Raw genomic sequence first — 19,837 nt, 5'->3', positions numbered from 1 at the left:
AATTTTACCGAAATATAAATTATAGGCAATTTTACATTTTTGATCTGACAACGACAAAAATCAATCGGGGGGTAAAGATGAAAAGAGCACTGACTGCTGCTTTAGCTGCATTAACGTTTTTTACCGCAGTACCAAATATATACGCTATAAACTTTTATTATACAGAAGACGAATACAACGAAGCATTGGTCGGTACAATTTACGAAGACCGCGGTCTCGTGATCGAAAACCATCCAATGCTCGGATATCTCACTTATAAAAATAAAGACGGAGCAATAGTGACCGCTCCATACTATACTTCAGACCTTGCAGTAGAAAAACAAAATATCGAAGAAATCGAAGACCGAGTTGGTTATATAGATGAACTTTTTCCATCGTTTGAATATGACGGAAGAGACACGACAATAGAAAATATCAAACCCGGCGACAATATTTATTTGCGCACTGATTCGCAAGGATACATTCAATATATCAGCGCTTATGTTGACTACACAATGAGATATGGTCAAATCAACAATATACGCTTTCTCAATCAAGGAAACGCCGAAATCACTTTTACAGATGAAGAAGGGCAATTTTTTAGATACATTACTCCTATTTCCACATTTGCAACCAAGTTAGGTCGTCCAATCTCTTTATCGAGCATACGTCCTGGCGAGTGGGCTAAATTTCTGCTGTCTCGCAAGCATCTCGGCCATGGCATTATAGAAGAAGATGTTATAGAGATCGTTGTTGATCCAGATAGCAGAATAGTAAATGACATATATAAAGGCAATGTTCTTCAGCTTGGTGGATTTGACAACACCCTCAAACTTGCAGATGCTCGATTATTAGAGCAAACTGGCTTTGGGCAATACATCGATATCGCAACATTTAATACAGATCCTCGTAATTTTAATGCCTATATAGAAGGAACTCGCACATCCTTCGACTATGTAAGCAAATATATTAGTGGCTCAGATATGACTGCGTATGTTGCGATAGAAAACTTCTTGGGCCGAGACAGCGTTGCCAAGATGTCTCTTAGCGATGGGTTTACAAAAAGCCTCGATCCTAATATGGTAGTAGATGTATCTGCAACAGAAATTCGGTTACTTGGGGGCGACGTGGTTATTCCAAATGCAGATTCGATCATTATAAAAGGAGAGCGCTTGGTATCGCCAGCAAATATCTTGGTGGGAGATACAATTCAGGCCGTAATTGATTCAGACGACAACTTGCTTGTTGCCAAAACCGTTGAAAATATCGGGCAAGGGCCACTTACCATATATCGCGGAACTATTAAAAAAATTGATGATCACGACTTATTTGTAGTTGAAACATTTTCGTTGCTAAAAAATGATGAATGGCATTATCATCCGCAGCCTCGAACTTTTGCGCTCGACAATGACACCAGATTTTATGTAGACGAGGAGGGCTTTAACGCAGATGGACTCAACGAGTTTTTAGACTATGGCCCAACAACAGAAATGAGCGAAATATTTACCATCGTTGCGGACGGCGACAGAGCCATTGCCGTTTCTAAAATTCCATATACCAGAGAAGTGGCAAAAGGCGAGATATTCGATGCTGATGACGATGGCAACGTCTCACTAAAAGATGTCTTCTATTATAATGTGGACGAAAATCTTTGGAGACAATTAGATCAAACAAATTTGGGGGTTCAATTTACAATGTTGCCAGGAAGCTTAATTATTAAAAACGGTGAATTAGTAGATTCTTCCAAGCTCGAAAAAGGGGATAAAGTATCTGTGATGCTTACCGACGAATTGCTCAATCTTATAGATGACGCAAACGGTGGCGGCGATGATGATGAGGCACCACAGGTAGATGGATACATTATGCTAGTTAAATAGCGATTATTGAATAGGGGGAGCAAAATGAAAAAATTTTTAGGTGTAGTCCTCTGTTTAGGGATTATGACGACTAACACATTTGCACTTGAAGGTGAACTTGGCTACTTTGGCGGGGCTACACCAGGAACCAAAATTCCAACCGGAATCGCTCTTGCTCAAGATAAATTTAATTTCGACGACCAATACACTCTTCCTTATAAAGAGGTTATATATTTAACGGGTGAACCCATTGTTGTTACCGGAACACTAGATATTAGACCTGGCGAAGTTGATCTCGACTCCACATCGGGAGATTACAAAGAGACGTATATCATCAAAGCTGTCAGTGCAGATAAGCAAACCGAAATTAGCAGGACTCTAACTTTAGATACTATTTATGTAAAAAATGATCTAACGAACCAAATCACAAAATCCTCAGAAGTATCAAACTGGACTGAGGTGGTAGTTGCAGATGGAACTGCGTACAATTTGGATGCCGATCAATCCACATTTTCAAAAAGCATTATAGAAGACTATACACCAGGTGTTAAATATTATAGCGGCGATGTGTTTTATAATGCAGTCTATACGTCGGGCGGAGACGACGACAATGCTACCACATTAACGGTTGATAGCAGAGTATATGGCTATGACCAGGCCTTTGCAAAAAGCGAAACTCAAAAACGCAACATCACTGTGGATACCGGAGATAACCAATATTATATAGAAGAAACTCCCATGACAACTATGAGCAAAGAGCTTGCATACTCTGGCAACGAACCTATTGCAATTAGCTTTGCAGGCAATTTCAAAGAGCTCATTAAGGGAGAGGGTGCCATAACATACAATATGCTCGTTGCTGGTGATGAAGTTCATCCTCGAGATCGCAGTGGGGCTATTTATGTGGCAGATACCAAGCCATCGCTTGAACAACTGACGATGCCATTCTTAGAAAATATGATTGGTCACCCTGCAAAGTCGGATGTCGAGAAGATGTATGCTATGGGTATTTTCGATATGCACCCTCTTGGATTTTCAGAGCAGCAAGTTGTAACGCGTGGTGAATATGTAAAGATGCTCGTTAAGGCGTTGCGGATCCCACTGCCTAATCTAGATGATAGACGCAACAAAAATAATGCTGCAAAAGAAAATCCGTTTAAAGATTTAGATACTTCTCATGATTTATATGTATATGCAAAAGCCGCATTCGACGCAGGATTAGTTATTGGCGGTGACATTAATGCCGATGACCCACTCACTCGAGAGCAGATGATAGTCTTCAACGTTCGCGCAATTGGCCTTTTGAGATTGGGGCTTGGCGTTGTAAATCCGCAAACTCCTTTTATTGACGATAACCAAATATCAGACTATGCAAAAACCAGTATCTACGCTGCGACAAAAATCGGAATTATTCCTTCCACTAACGGATATATTTTTCCTCAAAAATTTGTAACCTACCAAGACTGCGCCGCATTTCTAAATGACTTTATCGATTACTTAAGATATGATCTACAAAAGGATTATAACCAATATATTATGATGTAAAGGAATTTAAATTATGATAATAAAACAAATCAATCTAAACGTTGCCTATGATAAATTGAAATTAGATGCCCCCGAAGAAGCCGTATCATTCACGGGATATATCCTCCAAAATACTGCCGAATATTGTGCCGACCGGACGCGTCCTGCAGTAATTATATGTCCCGGCGGAGGTTATAGATTTACATCAGATAGAGAGGCAACTCCGATTGCTTTAGGTTTTATTGCAAAGGGAATCACTTGCTTTGTGCTTAGATACTCGGTCGCTCCAAACCGCTTTCCTACATCACTACTTGAGCTCGCATCTGCGGTAAAAATGGTTCGAGACAATGCCCAAGAGTGGAATATTGCTCCAAACCAGATTGTAGTATGCGGATTTTCTGCTGGCGGACATTTAGCAGCAAGTCTCGGTGTGTTTTGGAACAGCCATATCTTAGCAGATGTCGCCACTTCTGCAGAAGAATTTAAGCCCAATGCACTAATCTTATGTTACCCAGTAATTACTGCCGGAGATAAGGCACACAACGGCTCCATACAAAACTTGCTCGGCGAAGAGCACCTAGAAGAGCAACGAGATCTCGTATCGCTCGAAAAGCATGTTACTGCCGATTTGCCACCAACTTTTTTATGGCACACATATAAGGATCAAGCTGTTCCAGTAGAAAACGCTCTACTCTTTGCTAATGAGGCAACAGCACATAGAATTCCACTTGAGCTTCACATATATCCCAACGGAGGCCATGGGCTAAGCCTTGCTACCGATTTAGTTAACAAATCTGTCGAAAACATTCCGACTGTTGCTAGTTGGTTATGCTTTGCGGTAACATTCATTAAGAATTTAAAATAAATTTGGAGTATACACAATGATAAAATTGCAGAGAATTGTTAAGCAAGATAATAATTACGATCAAGGATACTCGTTATATTTGGAGAACTTTCCACCTGAGCAGAGCCGCGCGCCTGCTACACAAAAATTTGTACTAAACGATGAAAAGTATCATTATGATATTATTTTAGTTGATGATGTATTTTCTGGAATTATAATGTATTGGGAATATGACGAGTATATTTATATAGAGCATTTTGCAATTTGCAAAGATAAAAGAGGTGCAGGACTTGGAACTCAAACTCTTGCACTGATCCAAAACAAAGGCAAACTTGTTATATTAGAAATCGATCCACCCATAGACGCATATGCAAAGTCTCGGCAAAAGTTTTACGAAAGATCCGGCTTTGTATTAACAAAATTTGAACATAATCCACCTGCGTATCGTTTTGGCTTGCCTAATCAAAATCTTGTCATTATGGCTAGTGGACCGCTAACTGATACTCTGTATCAGACATATTATCAACAAGTGTGCATCAACATTGTTAATCCATTGATAAGTACTCAGGAGCTGTAATTTGGCTCCTTTTTTTATGCGTCTATTCTTCTAATTCTTGACATGCTATCTCATATTCTTGCTGACTAGGCAACACTCGCTTTTCTTTATATGGCAACGCAGCCTCCACTCTATCTACATCTGCTAGATCCACTTCGAACACCTCCGAAAATACTGCATATCCACTCACTCCCGCCATTGCAGCTTCTGCCAACGGCAATATTTGTAAGCCTGCATAGAACTTTCCATCCTCCGCTGTAACATTATACTTCTTCCCTCCAGCAAATCCATATGGCTTATAGTGATACGGATATCCCAGTAGCGTCACTGCCGCAAACCCCATTTCTTTCGCTTCGGCAATAGCATGTGTGATCATCGCTCTACCTATTCCTTGTCTATGCAGATTGGGAGCAACAAAAACTGGCCCAAACGTCACCGTTGAAATCTCCGCACCATCTGTTTGTACAATTTTCGAGCGCGTTGCGTAGACCGCCCCTACAACCTCGCCATCCACTTCTGCCACAAACGTCAACTCTGGTATATAATCCCTATGCGTCCTCATTTGCTTTAATAGCACATGCTCTTCTGCTCCCGGCTTATATAAATTCCAAAAGGCATCGCGAGCTACGGCTTCGGCTTTTTCATAATCTGTTGTTGCTTCATTTCTAATTATCATCATACTTTCCTCCTTGACAATATTCTAATCTTTAAGCCAAAATATTATTCATATTTTTTAAGTTTAATATTAATTTTGCCACATACGTGGAAAGGATTTGGTCTTGTTGCGTTGCTATATCTATCATATAATAATATTAGGAGGCGAAGTTAATGCAATTAATAACTAAACGACAGCATGCTATTTTAAAAATGTTGTTATCTCAGAGTGAATTTACTTCTACCAAGGTGTTAGCCAAAAAATTTGAAGTAAGCGAACGTACTATTCGCTACGATTTAGATAGTATTTCAGCTGTCTTAGATAATGTCTCCACTAAATTGTTACGTATTCCTAAACATGGCATTAAAATTGCATTTGCAGATGATGCTGCTCGCTATAAATTATTAAATAGGCTAGACCAATCTGTTATAAATGTTTTTAGCCCCGAAGATCGCATCATAAATTTATGTTTATTGCTTTTTATCGCCAATGCTACTATTAGCGATTTGTCAGAGCAGCTCCAAGTTAGCAAAAATACTATAATACAAGACTTAAAAAAAGCTAAAATATATTTGAAAAAATCTTATTTAATCTTAAAATCGGTTCCTTATCATGGCACACACATTGCCGGACCAGAAAAAGATCTGCGATACTCATTTATAGAGTTTTATTGCAAATCCGATAATTTCAAGCATATTATTTTGGAAAAAATCTCCAAAAATAACGATTCTGTCACTGCGGTAATTAAGTCTATTGAAAACACACTAAAGGTTAAATATTCAAAACAGGCATTCGAAGAACTATCTCTTATACTTTTATATAGCTTATGGAGAATATCACAAGGATACCACGTCGAATATCCCACTGAATATTTACAAGCAATTCAAAAAAAACCTATATTTATAATGCTAAAGGAATCACTATTATATATCGAGAGTTCTATTACAGATTCTGAAATTTATTATTTCACCCACTATTTTAAAAGCGCAAAACTTGCTAGTCTTTCAAAGACATATGCTTTTGAAAACACTACGAACACTATCGGTCTACAAGTTGTTGCAGATTTTGAAAATTATATTGGTATTAAATTTGCTTACGATACCAACCTTATCGGCTCAATATTAACTCACTTTAACATAGCTGTATATAGACTCAAAAATAACTTTAAAATTAACAATTCATTAGTTGCTGAGATTCGATATGAGATCGGTCTTATTTATGCAATTACCGAAAAAATATTGCGCAAATATGAATTCACATTAAATGTGATCTTTCCAGAAACCGAAATCGCTTACCTGGCAATGCATTTTGCTGCCATTTTCGAAAACTTAAGTAATCGAATCTTTGCGCCTTCAGTAGCTGTTGTTTGCGATAATGAATTATCAATTTCTCGATTATTAGCAGTACGCATTAATAATAAAATCTCCAACGTCCGCATTATTACGATCTGCTCAACAGATGATTTACCCAGCATCTTAAAACAATACAATATAGATCTCATTATCACCACTGTTGCTATAGAAATTGATGATCCTATTGTTGTTCAAACTTCACCTCTATTAAATAAAAAAGATTTAGCCATTTTACGAGAATTTATTATCAACAAAATTTATCAAAAGAGCTCACAATATTTGGCTGTTAGATATGCTCAAGGACAAACCTTTGCCATAACAGATATTGTAGCATCAGAAAACGCTATGTTTAACTTTGATATAACAGACTGGAAAAAAGCTATTTATGCCGCTGCCAAGCCCCTCGTTAAAACCAACAAAGTCGATTATCGATATGTAGAAGATATTATTAGCAATATCGAAAATTTGGGTACTTATATGGTTTTTATTCCAGAAATTGCATTTGTTCATGCAAAAGCAGATTACGTAAACTGCGACTCTGTCAGTCTTATAACTTTAAAAAAGAGAATTCAATTTGGCGATGTAGGCAATGTACCTGTAAAAGTAATTATAGTCCTAGCAAATCGAACTAAAAATATGAATCTCATCAATCTTGTAAATATCCTTTCTCATGGCGATAATATAACAAAAATTACCAACGCCACGCAATATGAGGATCTTACAACGATTTCATAAAATTAGGAGGTAACATCAATGCTCGTTAAAATTATAGAGCAAGTTAATTCATACGAAGAAGCCATCAAAATTACTTGTGACGAATTAATACACAATGGCAATGTCACAGAAGATTATTATCCTGCTATATTGCAAAAAGTTTTAGAATTTGGACCTTATTTCTGCATTGCTGATGGTATTGCAATGCCACATGCACGACCAGAAGACGGTGTAATTAAAAGCGAAGTTTGCCTTTTAAAATTGAACACTCCTGTAGACTTTTTAGGCAAGCAAATTGCTCTCTTCTTAACATTATGCGCAGTAGATAACAGCTCACACTTAAACATTATGAAGCAAATCGCTTCTATTTGTATGAATCAAGACACGTTAAATCAAATTTTAGCATCAAAAACTGTAGAAGATATTATTAGAAAGGTTGTGTAATTTATGAAAATTATTATGGCGGTTTGTGGATCTGGATTAGGCTCTAGCTTTATGGTAGAAATGAATATTAATGATATTTTGTTAGCTGAGGGATTAAATAGCGAATACGAAGGCGCACATAACTCTCTTGCAGATGCGTCAGCTGAGCAAGCAGATATATTTGTGGTAGCAAAAGATTTAGCAGATAGTGCAACTCATTTACCAAATTTAATTGTCCTAGAGTCGCTAATTGATAAGGATGAATTAAAATCTAAGCTATTGGCTAAAATTACCAAATAAATAACATTATCTTTGAGGAGGGCTGTTTATGTCATTTCTACAAAATTTTATTGATTTTATCTCTGAACCATCGGTTCTTATTGGAATTATCGTACTTTTGGGTCTAATAATACAAAAGAAATCTGCAACAGATATTATTAAAGCAACTCTCAAGGCTATGGTCGGATTTGTAATTATATCTGCAGGGGCTGGAATTATTGTTGAAGCGCTCGACCCATTTGGCAAAATGTTTGAATATGGCTTTAACGTCACCGGAGTCATTCCCAATAACGAGGTAATCATCTCATTAGCATTAGATAAATATGGTCAAGCAACTGCTTTAGTTATGTGCTTTGGAATGCTTGTTAATATTTTGATTGCTAGATTTAGCCGACTGAAATATATTTTTCTAACAGGGCACCACACTTTATTTATGGCCGGAATGATTACTGTCATATTAACCGAATCTGGCATGAATGGCGTTCAGGTATTATTCGTTGGTGCAGTGGCCTTAGGATTAATAATGGTATTATCCCCTGCAATTTGTCAACCATTTATGCAAAAAGTTACCAAAACTGATCAAATAGCACTCGGGCACTTCTCTGGTGCAGGCTATGCTTTAGCAGGATTAATTGGCAAATTAGTTGGCAAAGGATCAAAGTCTACAGAAGAAATGAACGTTCCCAAATCACTGTCCTTTTTACGAGATTCTGTAGTATCAATTTCTCTTACCATGTTGGTTTTATATTTGGTTGTTGCCTTTGTTGCCGGTGCTGAATATGTAGAAACAGAATTGTCGGCTGGCAAAAACTTTCTTGTTTATGCTATGATTCAAGCGTTAACATTCACTGCTGGATTTATTGTAATACAAAATGGTGTTAGATTGGTTTTAAACGAAATTGTTCCTGCCTTTAAAGGCATTGCTACTAAACTAGTTCCTGGAGCTAAACCGGCTCTCGACTGTCCTATTACTTTTACATACGCTCCGAATGCTGTTATACTTGGATTTATGTGTTCTTTTATTGGTGGAATAGTATCTATGTTTGCACTAGGTGCTTTAAATTTGGCAATTATAATTCCTGGAGTAGTCCCTCATTTTTTTACCGGCGCAACAGCTGGAGTATTTGCTAATGCAACCGGAGGCAGACGCGGAGTTGTAGTTGGTTCATTTATCAATGGTATATTAATTTCATTTTTGCCCGTTGCATTGCTCCCAGTTTTAGGTGGTCTTGGTATACAAAACTCTACGTTTGGAGATGCAGACTTTGCTTTGTATGGAATATTTTTAGGCAATATACAAGAATTTTGGGGATCTTGGGGCATAACTTTGGTGCTATTTTTTGCAGTAGCAGCTATTATTGGATTTTCTTATATAAAAAGAGATGCTTCTGCAGTAGATTCTGTTGCGGATTCTGCATCTGAAACTACTCATTAAACTATTTTATAAAGGAGTTTGACCTATGAAAGATTCATATAAAAGCCCTCTAGAAGGACGTTATGCCTCTAAGGAGATGCTGAAATTATTTTCGGAAAATAAGAAATTTACAACTTGGCGCAAGCTATGGGTTATCCTCGCAGAAGCCGAGCAAGAACTGGGACTCAATATTACAGATGAGCAAATAGCCGATTTAAAACTTCACGAATACGCTATCAACTATGACATTGCAGATATGTATGAGCGAAAAGTACGCCACGATGTTATGGCTCACGTCCACGCATATGCAGAGCAAGCACCTACCGCTGCCCCGATCATTCATTTGGGTGCCACCAGCTGCTATGTTGGGGATAACACCGACCTTCTCATCATGTATGAAGGCCTGGAAATTATACGCACCAAGCTTCTTAATGTTATTGCCAAGTTGGCCGCATTTGCAGATAAATATAAAAAACTTCCCACTCTTGGATTTACACATTTTCAGGCAGCGCAACTTACCACAGTCGGCAAGAGAGCCACTCTTTGGATCAACGAACTGCTTATGGATTTGGAAGAAATTGACGATGTTTTAGCGCATAAGGCCTTGCGAGGTGCAAAGGGAACAACAGGCACTCAAGCAACATTTGTTAACCTCTTTGATGGCGACATTGAAAAAGTTAGGCAGCTCGACCATTTGGTTGCAGCCAAACTGGGTTACGACAATGTCATTCCCGTTACAGGGCAAACTTATTCCAGAAAAATCGATACACGAATTTTAAATGTACTTTCTGCAGTCGCACAATCGGCATATAAATTTAGCAACGACCTGCGATTGCTATCTCACCTCAAAGAAATCGAAGAACCCTTCGAAAAAACTCAGATCGGTTCCTCCGCAATGGCATACAAGCGCAATCCCATGAGAAGCGAACGCATTTCTTCTTTAAGCAGATTCGTTATTTCACTGCCTATAAACGGAGCCATCACAGCATCCACGCAATGGTTTGAGCGAACTCTGGCATACAAGCGCAATCCCATGAGAAGCGAACGCATTTCTTCTTTAAGCAGATTCGTTATTTCACTGCCTATAAACGGAGCCATCACAGCATCCACGCAATGGTTTGAGCGAACTCTCGACGACAGTGCTAATAAGCGACTTGTAGTTTCGGAAGCATTCTTGGCCACAGATGCTATTCTCGAGACATATTTAAATATCTCCAGTGATCTAGTTGTAAACGAAAAGATTATAGCAAAGCATATAGCAGAAGAGCTGCCGTTTATGGCAACAGAAATAATTTTGATGGAGGGAGTTAAGCGAGGGGGCAATAGGCAAGTTTTACACGAAAAGATTAGAATATTATCTATGGATGCCGCGGCCAATGTAAAGCAACACGGGGGGGCAAATGATTTGATCATGCATTATTTGGTAATAGTTGTTATAAAAAATTTACAAATAAAAAGAGTAAAAGCAATTAGGATTGGTTGGCGAAGTTCGTGTATAATTTAACGCCTTTATTATGGTAAATAATGCATTATTTGGTAATAGTTGTTATAAAATTTACAAATAAAAAGAGTAAAAGCAATAATTTTTGTACTTGTCAAATTTATCAAGTTAAGGTATAATTTTATTTATGGTTAGGAAAATAAAGGAAGCGTAAAGTTTTCTAATTATCTTATCCATAACTATCAAAATGGTAACACTTCCCCCTGAAGATTTCGAAGGTTACCAAATATTTATAGTTATTCCCATACTATACCCTTTTGGAGGCAAGGTCAACCTTGTCTTTTTTTTGTGTATAAAAATTAAAGGAGAGACATTGATGAAAATATTTGATTCACACGCACACTATGATGACCCTAAATTTGAAGCCGACCAATTTAGATTGCTAGATACTTTAGCCGCAAACGATTATATGATTGTAAATATAGGAGCTGACATTTCTACCAGCAGACGATGCATTGAGCTTGCAGACAAATACGATAATATATATGCCACCGTTGGCGTTCATCCTCATGATATTAACAATATGACCGATGATGATCTTGATATTTTGCGACAACTTGCCCAGCACCCCAAAGTCGTTGCAATTGGAGAAATTGGCCTAGACTATCACTACGAGAATACAATTCGCCAAAAGCAGAAACAATACTTTATAAAACAAATTCATCTTGCACAAGAACTTAATTTACCTATTGTAATTCACTCTAGAGACGCAGATCTTGATACCTTTAATATTATTAAGCAAGAGAATATAAAAAACGCAGTCGTTCACTGCTTTAGTGGCAGCCTCGAACTTGCTCAAGAATATATAAAAATGGGACTATATATCGGAATAGGAGGCACATTAACCTTTAAGAATGCCAAGAAAACTGTAAAAGTCGTCGAAGGCATTCCTATAGAAAACATTTTAATTGAAACCGATGCGCCATACCTTTCTCCAGAACCGTATCGCGGCAAACGCAATGATTCTCAGCACCTTGTTCAGGTTATCGACAAAATATCTGAGCTTAAGCATGTTGATGCTCATACTGTCGCTTCCATCACTTATGGAAATGCACTAAAATTTTACCGAATATAATTTAATAAAAATTCTATTATTGATGATATATATCTTTGTCCTATATAAAATTTGTAAAATTCTTAATAGTTTTTTGAATTTTTTATCTGTTTACTTGTCCTTTTTGCTAATAAATGCCATATTTATTTAATCACTTTGTAACATTATTAAATATTTATGACATATTTATCAGGTGAAGCGTCTATACTATACTATGTATAACATTTGAAAATAGGGAGGTAAACCTAAAATGAAAAGGTTCATCAAATTTGCAGCTACTACGTTTTCTGTATTTGCAATATCAACGGGAGCTGTCTCAACTTTTACACCAGAAGTCCTAGCACAAACTACATCTGACGAAATCGAAACTTCTGTCGTAAAATTGATTCAAGAAATTATTCCATACGAAACGCAAATTATAGAAGACAACACTCTTACCAAAGGCACTACTGTTATATCGCAACAAGGCTCAACTGGCATTAAGGAACTTACCGTTGAACAAACTTTGGTTGGTGATCAGATTACATCTGAAGTAGTTACAAATGAAAAAATTGTTGCAGCACCTGTTGTTCATATTATTAAACAGGGAACAAAAGCTGCCAACACCATTGTATGCGAGTTTTCTGGTGTTGAGTATGAGTTTACTGATAAATATACGATGCACGCCACCGCATACACTGACGTAGAAAATGCACCTTGGAATGGTATTACTGCTACTGGTCTTCCAACTTTTATCGGGATGGTAGCCGTGGATAGAAACGTTATCCCTCTGGGAACAATTCTATATGTTGATGGATATGGAGTTGCGGTCGCTGGAGATGTTGGCGGAGCCATTGATGATTGGGATATAGACTTGTTTATGCACTCCTATAGTGACGCTATGGAATTTGGACGCAAAAATTTAACTGTATATAAATTAGCAAATCAAGACATAGATGTGCAAACCCTCAGAGCACATGAAAATTATTAATTAAATTTATTTTTCTCACCTTCTAAGCCATCTTTTGCTTAGGGGGTGTTTTTTTTGATGACAAATTTAAAATCATACTGTATAATTTATTTAAGTCGATTTTTTTTTATTGACGATAACATTATAAAGTGAGGTAGAAATATGCAAAAGATCGCAATTCAAAGCATGCTGTTTAGAAATGAAATTATCGAACAAGGAATTTTCGAAGTTTTCAGCAAATTTCCAACAATTGGTAGCAAATATGTAGAACTTTCTATGGTAGCGCTTACCAAAGAAAATATTGCTGGTTTAAAAAAGGCTCGCGAAGAATTTGGCATCGAATTGATCGCTCTTAGCGGTGCTATGCAATCTAAAGAAAAGTCAAAATTTAACCCTTCGCTTATTGATGAATACGATATAATCGTTGAAACTGCCAAAGAATTTGGTGTTGAGCACATTCGTCTTGGCTCTTTTCCAGGAAATATTGGAGGAACCAGAGCTCAGATCGAAGATGACTGCAAGCGTACTAATGAATATGTAGAAAAGCTCAAAGAACATGGACTTAAGCTTCATTTACACAATCATCACCGCGAGTTTATGAAACTGGATGGTAAATATGTAATTGATATTGTTAAAGATCTTTGCCCAGATGCTGGATTTGAAATCGATGTCTTTTGGGTCCAACGCGGTGGAGAAACTCCTCAAGAGTATATCAAAAATTTTGCCAACAGATTAGACCTTCTGCACCTTAAAGACTATAAAATTGCGCACCCTCGTCTTGACAAAGTCGATGAAGAGTTTAAGGCCAAAAATCCTGACTTATTTAATGATGTCGTTCGATTTGCCGAAATTGGTGAAGGCAATCTTCATATCAAAGAGATTATAGAAGTATCTAAAACATTGGGCACCAAATATCTTATTATTGAACAAGATCAAACTTACGGTGCTGATAAGTATGATTGCTATAAAAAATCTATTGACAATCTCGCTAAAATGGGATATACCAACTAAGAAAGGATTGCTTTTTATATGGACAGATTATTTATTGAAAGCTTTTTTCCAGAAGAAGGCTTAGCAGATCCTCACGCTCTTGTAGAAGGCGATGATATTTATGTTATATGCGGGCACGACAAAAGTCCAGATACTATGGACACTTGGATTATGGACAAGTGGATAATTCTCAAATCTAGCAACTTGATGGACTGGAATAAAGTGGGAGAAATTTTACCCACAAGCACTTATATAGGTGACAAACCCAACTGCTGGGCAGGAAATTTAAAGAAGAAGAACAACAAATACTATTGGTTCTTTTCGGATCGATCTGATAGCACAGGTGTTGCAGTTGCCGATAAACCCGAAGGCCCATACAAAGATGCATTGGGTCATCCATTAATTGATTCCACAATTGTGTCTGGCACAAGACCTTATGATCCCGTTGTTTATACAGAAGGTAATGATTGGTATATCATTGTAGGCTCTGGTAAATACTACATTATGAACTTAGCAGATGATTTGCTCAGCATTACTAGTGAACCTCGATTTTTAGAAATGCTTAACGAAAAAGGTGAGCACGTTCGAATGGGAGATAAACCTAGCTTATTTCAACGAAATGGATTGTACTACCTAATTTCTGGAGGTCAGTACGGTATTTCTGAAAACTTATATGGTCCATACAAATATTTAGGATTTTTTGCACCTAATTCTCATGAGCATAACGACTTTTTTATATACCATGATAAATATTATATGACTTGCGAGTATCCAGAAACATCTTATTTTTATCGCGGTGTTGGCATAGTCGAAATCAACTTTAACGACGACGGAACTATTCAAGATCCCAGAATCCACAAAATGTCTGAGCGCACATGGAAATTTGATCGTTCTACCCGTGGCTACCATCCTATTTCTGGAACCAGCTTGGGTTGGGATGGCAAAAATTCTATAGCCGGAAAAATTACAGCAACCGATGCGACAATAGAGAGTGTCATCTGGCCTGCTGGTATTAGATTTGGCGAAAAGCCTGCGATCGAAATTATATTAAAAAATTTGACTGATGCTACGCAGATGGAACTTTTAGTAGCTAGCGTTGACAATTCTGTCCCAGCTCCTCTAAAAAATCCTGATATTAACTGGGACGAAGCTACGTCTGTTATACTCGATATAACACCAAATGATGATAACTTCAAATCTTATATCGCAAAATTAGACCTGGCCACACATCGTCTTAAACGCATTCGAATTAGACCCGCCAAAAATACTGACTCTGGGCAGTTTTTTATTCAAGAAATAAATGTACTATAATCAATCATTGCACCTCTCACCATTTTTATCGGGGGGGGGTGCATTTTTGTTACAAAAAAAATTAAGTTGTTAAACTTTTAATAACAATTGGAGGTATTTATGCAGTGTGAAGTAATAGATATTAATTTAACCGCTACATTCAATTTTAATCCTTTTACTGATTTAATATTAGAAGCTAATATAGAAAAGGATGGTGTTTTTTCACATAAAGCCTATGGAGTTTATAATGGAAACGATAATTTTTTGCTTAGATTTAGCTTCTCAGAAATAGGCAAATATCATTATACAATCATTTCTAATTTAACTGAATTAGATGGCAAAACCGGAGAAATAATAGTTAATCCATGTCAAAAAAAATCTGGACCTCTTGTAATAAATCCCGAAAATCCATCTAAACTATATTATGCTAACGGCACTCCGTATCAACTTTATGCTTTTGAATGCGATTGGTTATTTGCTATAGATTATAAATCAGAAACAAATAAGTTAGAACGCTTGATAAATTATTTTAGCGACAACCATGTAAATCAAATAATTATGAATGTTTATGCTAATGATCTCAAATTTAATAATGAGTCTTGGATTTTGGATAAAAATTTGCGTTTAGAGCACAATCTTGGCAATGACGATGATATATTTCCCTTTAAGGGTAGCAACTCAAACCCAGATTTCAGCGAACTAAATGTTGATTTTTTTAAACATCTTGACAAAATTATTAAATTATTAGATCGAAAAAACATCATTGCTCATCTAATGATTTATGTATGGAACAAAAAAGTAAACTGGCCTGATGCGTGCAGCATTGCCGACAACATGTATTTTGATTACGTAGTTAAACGATATTCTCCTTTTACCAACATTTTATGGGATATAAGCAAAGAAGCATTGGCTTACGGAAGATGCGATGCTCATTATATCATCAATAGAATTTTGCGACTTCGAAAGCTAGATACCTACAAACGATTACTAACCGTACATGAATACAACTTTTGTAAGAAGTACCAAGATCTTGTCGACATTATTTCTATTCAAAGTTGGGATCTTGATATATACAAAGAAACCAGACGCCTTACATCGCTTCATAGCAATAAGCCGGTGCTCAATTTAGAACACGGCGGATACGAAGAAGGTCCGTATCAAGTATTTACAGGTCATTATACCAATGCTAAAACTTGTTTAAAAAGAAACTATCACATCATGTTTGCAGGTGCATACTCTGCATATTATTGGCAACCTCTGTCTTGGTGCATTACTCTTATGCCTTGGGAAGCCACACCAGAGCCACACTTCGATTATTACAAACATATGATAGATTTTTTCACAACATATGATTACAGCCAGCTATATCCTGTAGATAAATTTGGCCAGTTTTCGGGTGGCGGCTACCTGTTAGCTAATACAGAAAACACTCTTGTTGTTGGATACATTCCTAAAGAAAACTATGGCATCGGCATTGGATATGTTGATCACTTTAAAGGAATAGGCACATATCGCTTCTTTAATACTATTACAGGAGAATATACTAGCAAGGTTCCATTGAGTGGCAAAGCCCGAAAAATTATTAGCCCTTTTGAAGAAGATACCATCGTTATTATTGATATGCGAGCATAATATTTTCCTAATACTTACAAAACATGTTAAAACTTTTTATTGCGGACATATTGACTAATTTTTGCACCAAAGGTATAATTATAGCAATAATCGGTATATTTGTAATAATTCAGGGGGAAAAACGATGAGATTAAAGAATATAGCTAGCTTATTATTATCAGCATCATTGGCTATAACAATTGTGGGATGTGGCGCTTCTTCAGATGACTCTACAATATTAAAAATGGGAACCAACGCGGCATTTCCGCCGTTCGAATATATAGAAGGAACAGAAATCGTTGGTTTCGATGTTGATCTTGCTAATCTTATAGCAGAAGAGCTTGGCATGGAACTTGAAATTATGGATATGGAATTTAACACGCTCACTGGTGCTGTTGCCAATGGAATCATCGATATCGCGGTAGCTGGAATGACCAATACTCCAGAACGACGAGATAGTGTTAATTTCTCAGAAGGATACTTTACTTCTAAACAAATGATTATTGTACCAGATGACAGTGATATAAAAGTAACAGATGATTTGACCGACCAAACTATAGGTGTTCAGCTTGGTACAACAGGCGATCAATTCGCAAGCATGTATATAGAAGGTGCCGATATCGTTCGTTTTGACAAAGGCGCTTTGGCAATTGCCGATCTACTAAACGGTACCATAGATGCCGTCATCATTGATGCTGAGCCTGCCAAAAACTTTGTGGCCGCACAAGATAGCCTACAAATTTTAGAAAATCCTTTTGTAGAAGAAGAATATGCGATCGCCATTGCTAAAGAAAATACAGAACTCACGGAGCAAATTAACGATGCGCTATCCACATTAAAAGAGAACGGTAAATACGACGAAATTTTTGATAAATATTTTGAAAAAGTAGAGTAATGTATGGGTTAAGGATTTCCTTAGCCCTTTTTTAAGGGGGAGAATATGTTTACACTTGAGAGATTTAGTAATTTTTTCGAGACTTTCATAGATGGTGGATATATTTTTACTATTCTAGATGGGCTTTATAACACTTTGTTGCTTTCATTAATTGCAACGATTATTGGTCTGGCCATCGGCTTAGTTGTTGCTGTCATTGGGATGCTAGAATCCAAAGGAACAATTGAAAACAGTATATTAAAAGTATTAAAAATCATTGCAAAAGTATATGTTGATATTATTCGTGGCACACCTGCAGTAGTTCAGGTTTCCTTTTTGTGGCTTGTAGTGCTTGCTCCATTAAATTTGCCACGTGTAATGGTTGGAGGAATCGCATTTGGAATTAATAGCGGTGCATATATGTCAGAAGTTATACGGGGTGGCATCACCTCTATCGATCGTGGCCAAACTGAGGCCGGGCGTTCGTTGGGTCTTTCATATTTTCAAACTATGCATCTTATAATCCTGCCTCAAGCTTTTAGACAAATGCTTCCTTCTCTTGTAAACGAATTCATAAATCTTATAAAAGAAACTGCTATAATAGGATTTATTGGTGGAATGGATCTTATGAAAGCTGCGAACATCTTGATTAGTACAACATATAACTTTGAAATTCCATTAATAATGGTCGCATTAATTTATTTAACAATTACAAGTATATTAACTTATTTTATGAGAGGTATCGAAAACAAGCTTTCTAAACAAAATAGATAGAGAGTGATTAGTGACGAGTGGCCAATATCGGTCGCTTCTCACAATAAGAAGGAGGGAATTATGAAATTTTTAACTTGGTTTTCAGGAATAATCGTTGGAACTATTGCAGCAGGAACTGTTTGTGCCCTTTCAATTTCTCTTGATAAAGGCGAAGGCGATATTTATAGCAGTACAAAAATTATAGGATTAGATAGAATTGTTGGACTTGAATATTTTAAAGATTCTGATTTTGAAGACAGAGTAGAAGGGTTATATGCAGGATACGTTGCAGCACTCGATGATCCAAACACTGCATATTTAACTGCGGATGAAAAAATCAGCTATCTACAAGCTCAACAAGGAATCGTTCAAAATGTTGGAATCCAATTTACTTGGGGAATTACCAATCAGTATTTAGTTGTAACCAACGTACAAGTCGACTCTCCCGCAGCGCTCGCTGGTATTGTAACGGGGGATAGAATAATCCAACTAGATGACACTCTGGCTATGGGTTCAAATGAAGTAGATATATACAAAAAGCTAACTACTACAGATCGCACACCCGTTACGTATCACATTCAAAAATCAGATGGCTCTTTGCAAGCAATCCCTCTTACAATAGCGCAGCTACCTGTTCCGGTTGTCGAAAAGCAAGTCTTAGAAGGCAACATTGATTATATAAAGCCCAATGAATTTACTAACTGGACTGTAGATTTAGACAACGGAATTATCGATTTACGATATATTACCAATGTTACCATTGACGAAGCGCAGTGGCTTTGCGATTTATTTTTAGACGAAGGCGAAATATTTACTACAGTTGATAAGCATGGCACAGAAGTTGTCTACAACGCAACACCCGGCAAGCTCACTCAAGACGTTGCTATCCTCATAGGCAACTCAACTGTCGGAGTGATCGAAGCTGCCATTGCACGCCTTAAACCTCTCGAAAATATATATATTGTTGGCGAAAAAACTCATGGCTCCGGAATGACAAACGAATTGATAGAACTGGCAGACGGAAGCGCATTACTTGTTGCTACCAATAAAATTTTTGTTGACGGCACATCTGTTTCTGATGCCGCTGTTGAGCCAGAATATGAGGTTAGGCAAGGTGAACCATATACATTAGAACTTGTCACCACAGGTCACAAAGATTTGGCAAAGGATGACCCACTCCAGAAAGCTATTGAACTAATCAGATAAACTGCAATCGAAA

At 37.1% G+C, this 19,837-nt stretch carries 18 protein-coding genes; 17 read left to right on the top strand and 1 reads right to left on the bottom strand.

What is annotated here, in order from left to right; translation table 11 throughout:
• Window positions 1-77: 77 nt before the first annotated feature.
• The 4 genes from PCY70_RS10750 to PCY70_RS10735 are packed head-to-tail and all read left to right on the top strand — an operon-like array spanning window position 78 to window position 4,780.
• Entirely contained in the window at window positions 78-1,856 is a 1,779-nt protein-coding gene (locus tag PCY70_RS10750; RefSeq protein WP_305767353.1) for a hypothetical protein, read from the top strand.
• Window positions 1,857-1,880: 24 nt separating this feature from the next.
• Window positions 1,881-3,380 carry an S-layer homology domain-containing protein gene (locus PCY70_RS10745; RefSeq protein ID WP_305767352.1) on the top strand — a complete coding sequence of 500 codons (1,500 nt, stop codon included), beginning with the start codon at window positions 1,881-1,883 and terminating at the stop codon, window positions 3,378-3,380.
• A gap of 13 nt (window positions 3,381-3,393) precedes the next feature.
• Complete coding sequence (locus tag PCY70_RS10740; RefSeq protein ID WP_305767351.1) at window positions 3,394-4,224, top strand: alpha/beta hydrolase; 831 nt, start codon at window positions 3,394-3,396, stop codon at window positions 4,222-4,224.
• Between the two features lie 16 nt (window positions 4,225-4,240).
• On the top strand, window positions 4,241-4,780 hold the full coding sequence (locus PCY70_RS10735) for a GNAT family N-acetyltransferase (RefSeq protein WP_010169086.1): 540 nt from the start codon (window positions 4,241-4,243) through the stop codon (window positions 4,778-4,780).
• A 22-nt stretch (window positions 4,781-4,802) separates the two neighbouring features.
• Here PCY70_RS10735 and PCY70_RS10730 read toward each other — a convergent pair whose 3' ends face one another.
• Window positions 4,803-5,438, bottom strand: a complete 636-nt coding sequence (locus tag PCY70_RS10730; RefSeq protein ID WP_010169087.1) for a GNAT family N-acetyltransferase — start codon at window positions 5,436-5,438, stop codon at window positions 4,803-4,805.
• Between the two features lie 149 nt (window positions 5,439-5,587).
• Here PCY70_RS10730 and PCY70_RS10725 point away from each other — a divergent pair, with 149 nt between their 5' ends.
• The 13 genes from PCY70_RS10725 to PCY70_RS10665 all read left to right on the top strand — a co-directional run bounded on the left by PCY70_RS10725 (window position 5,588) and on the right by PCY70_RS10665 (window position 19,824).
• Window positions 5,588-7,501, top strand: coding sequence for a BglG family transcription antiterminator (locus PCY70_RS10725; protein ID WP_305767350.1), 1,914 nt, complete (start codon window positions 5,588-5,590; stop codon window positions 7,499-7,501).
• Between the two features lie 18 nt (window positions 7,502-7,519).
• Window positions 7,520-7,924 (top strand): PTS sugar transporter subunit IIA, encoded by a 405-nt coding sequence (locus PCY70_RS10720; RefSeq protein ID WP_305767349.1) that lies wholly within the window; start codon window positions 7,520-7,522, stop codon window positions 7,922-7,924.
• 3 nt (window positions 7,925-7,927) lie between these two features.
• On the top strand, window positions 7,928-8,203 hold the full coding sequence (locus PCY70_RS10715) for a PTS sugar transporter subunit IIB (RefSeq protein ID WP_305767348.1): 276 nt from the start codon (window positions 7,928-7,930) through the stop codon (window positions 8,201-8,203).
• A gap of 28 nt (window positions 8,204-8,231) precedes the next feature.
• On the top strand, window positions 8,232-9,617 hold the full coding sequence (locus tag PCY70_RS10710; RefSeq protein WP_305767347.1) for a PTS ascorbate transporter subunit IIC: 1,386 nt from the start codon (window positions 8,232-8,234) through the stop codon (window positions 9,615-9,617).
• A 25-nt stretch (window positions 9,618-9,642) separates the two neighbouring features.
• On the top strand, window positions 9,643-11,100 hold the full coding sequence (locus PCY70_RS10705; RefSeq protein WP_305767346.1) for an adenylosuccinate lyase: 1,458 nt from the start codon (window positions 9,643-9,645) through the stop codon (window positions 11,098-11,100).
• A 313-nt stretch (window positions 11,101-11,413) separates the two neighbouring features.
• Window positions 11,414-12,172: a TatD family hydrolase gene (locus PCY70_RS10700; protein WP_305767345.1), complete on the top strand. Its 759-nt coding sequence runs from the start codon at window positions 11,414-11,416 to the stop codon at window positions 12,170-12,172.
• A 229-nt stretch (window positions 12,173-12,401) separates the two neighbouring features.
• Entirely contained in the window at window positions 12,402-13,121 is a 720-nt protein-coding gene (locus PCY70_RS10695; RefSeq protein WP_305767344.1) for a G5 and 3D domain-containing protein, read from the top strand.
• A gap of 141 nt (window positions 13,122-13,262) precedes the next feature.
• A complete protein-coding gene (locus tag PCY70_RS10690; RefSeq protein ID WP_029488368.1) occupies window positions 13,263-14,111 on the top strand; it encodes a sugar phosphate isomerase/epimerase family protein in 849 nt (282 codons plus the stop codon).
• Window positions 14,112-14,129: 18 nt separating this feature from the next.
• Window positions 14,130-15,401, top strand: coding sequence for a family 43 glycosylhydrolase (locus tag PCY70_RS10685; protein ID WP_305767343.1), 1,272 nt, complete (start codon window positions 14,130-14,132; stop codon window positions 15,399-15,401).
• 99 nt (window positions 15,402-15,500) lie between these two features.
• Window positions 15,501-17,012 (top strand): apiosidase-like domain-containing protein, encoded by a 1,512-nt coding sequence (locus PCY70_RS10680; RefSeq protein ID WP_305767342.1) that lies wholly within the window; start codon window positions 15,501-15,503, stop codon window positions 17,010-17,012.
• Between the two features lie 124 nt (window positions 17,013-17,136).
• Window positions 17,137-17,886, top strand: coding sequence for a basic amino acid ABC transporter substrate-binding protein (locus PCY70_RS10675; RefSeq protein WP_305767341.1), 750 nt, complete (start codon window positions 17,137-17,139; stop codon window positions 17,884-17,886).
• A gap of 45 nt (window positions 17,887-17,931) precedes the next feature.
• A complete protein-coding gene (locus PCY70_RS10670; RefSeq protein ID WP_010168279.1) occupies window positions 17,932-18,639 on the top strand; it encodes an amino acid ABC transporter permease in 708 nt (235 codons plus the stop codon).
• A 60-nt stretch (window positions 18,640-18,699) separates the two neighbouring features.
• A complete protein-coding gene (locus PCY70_RS10665) occupies window positions 18,700-19,824 on the top strand; it encodes a S41 family peptidase (RefSeq protein ID WP_305767340.1) in 1,125 nt (374 codons plus the stop codon).
• The last annotated feature ends 13 nt before the right edge of the window (window positions 19,825-19,837 follow it).

This window comes from Candidatus Epulonipiscium viviparus, assembly GCF_030708075.1.
Classification (GTDB): Bacteria; Bacillota; Clostridia; order Lachnospirales; family Cellulosilyticaceae; genus Epulonipiscioides; species Epulonipiscioides viviparus.
The sequence above is the reverse complement of the archived record's forward strand: the minus strand, read 5'-3'. Positions and strand labels throughout refer to the sequence as shown.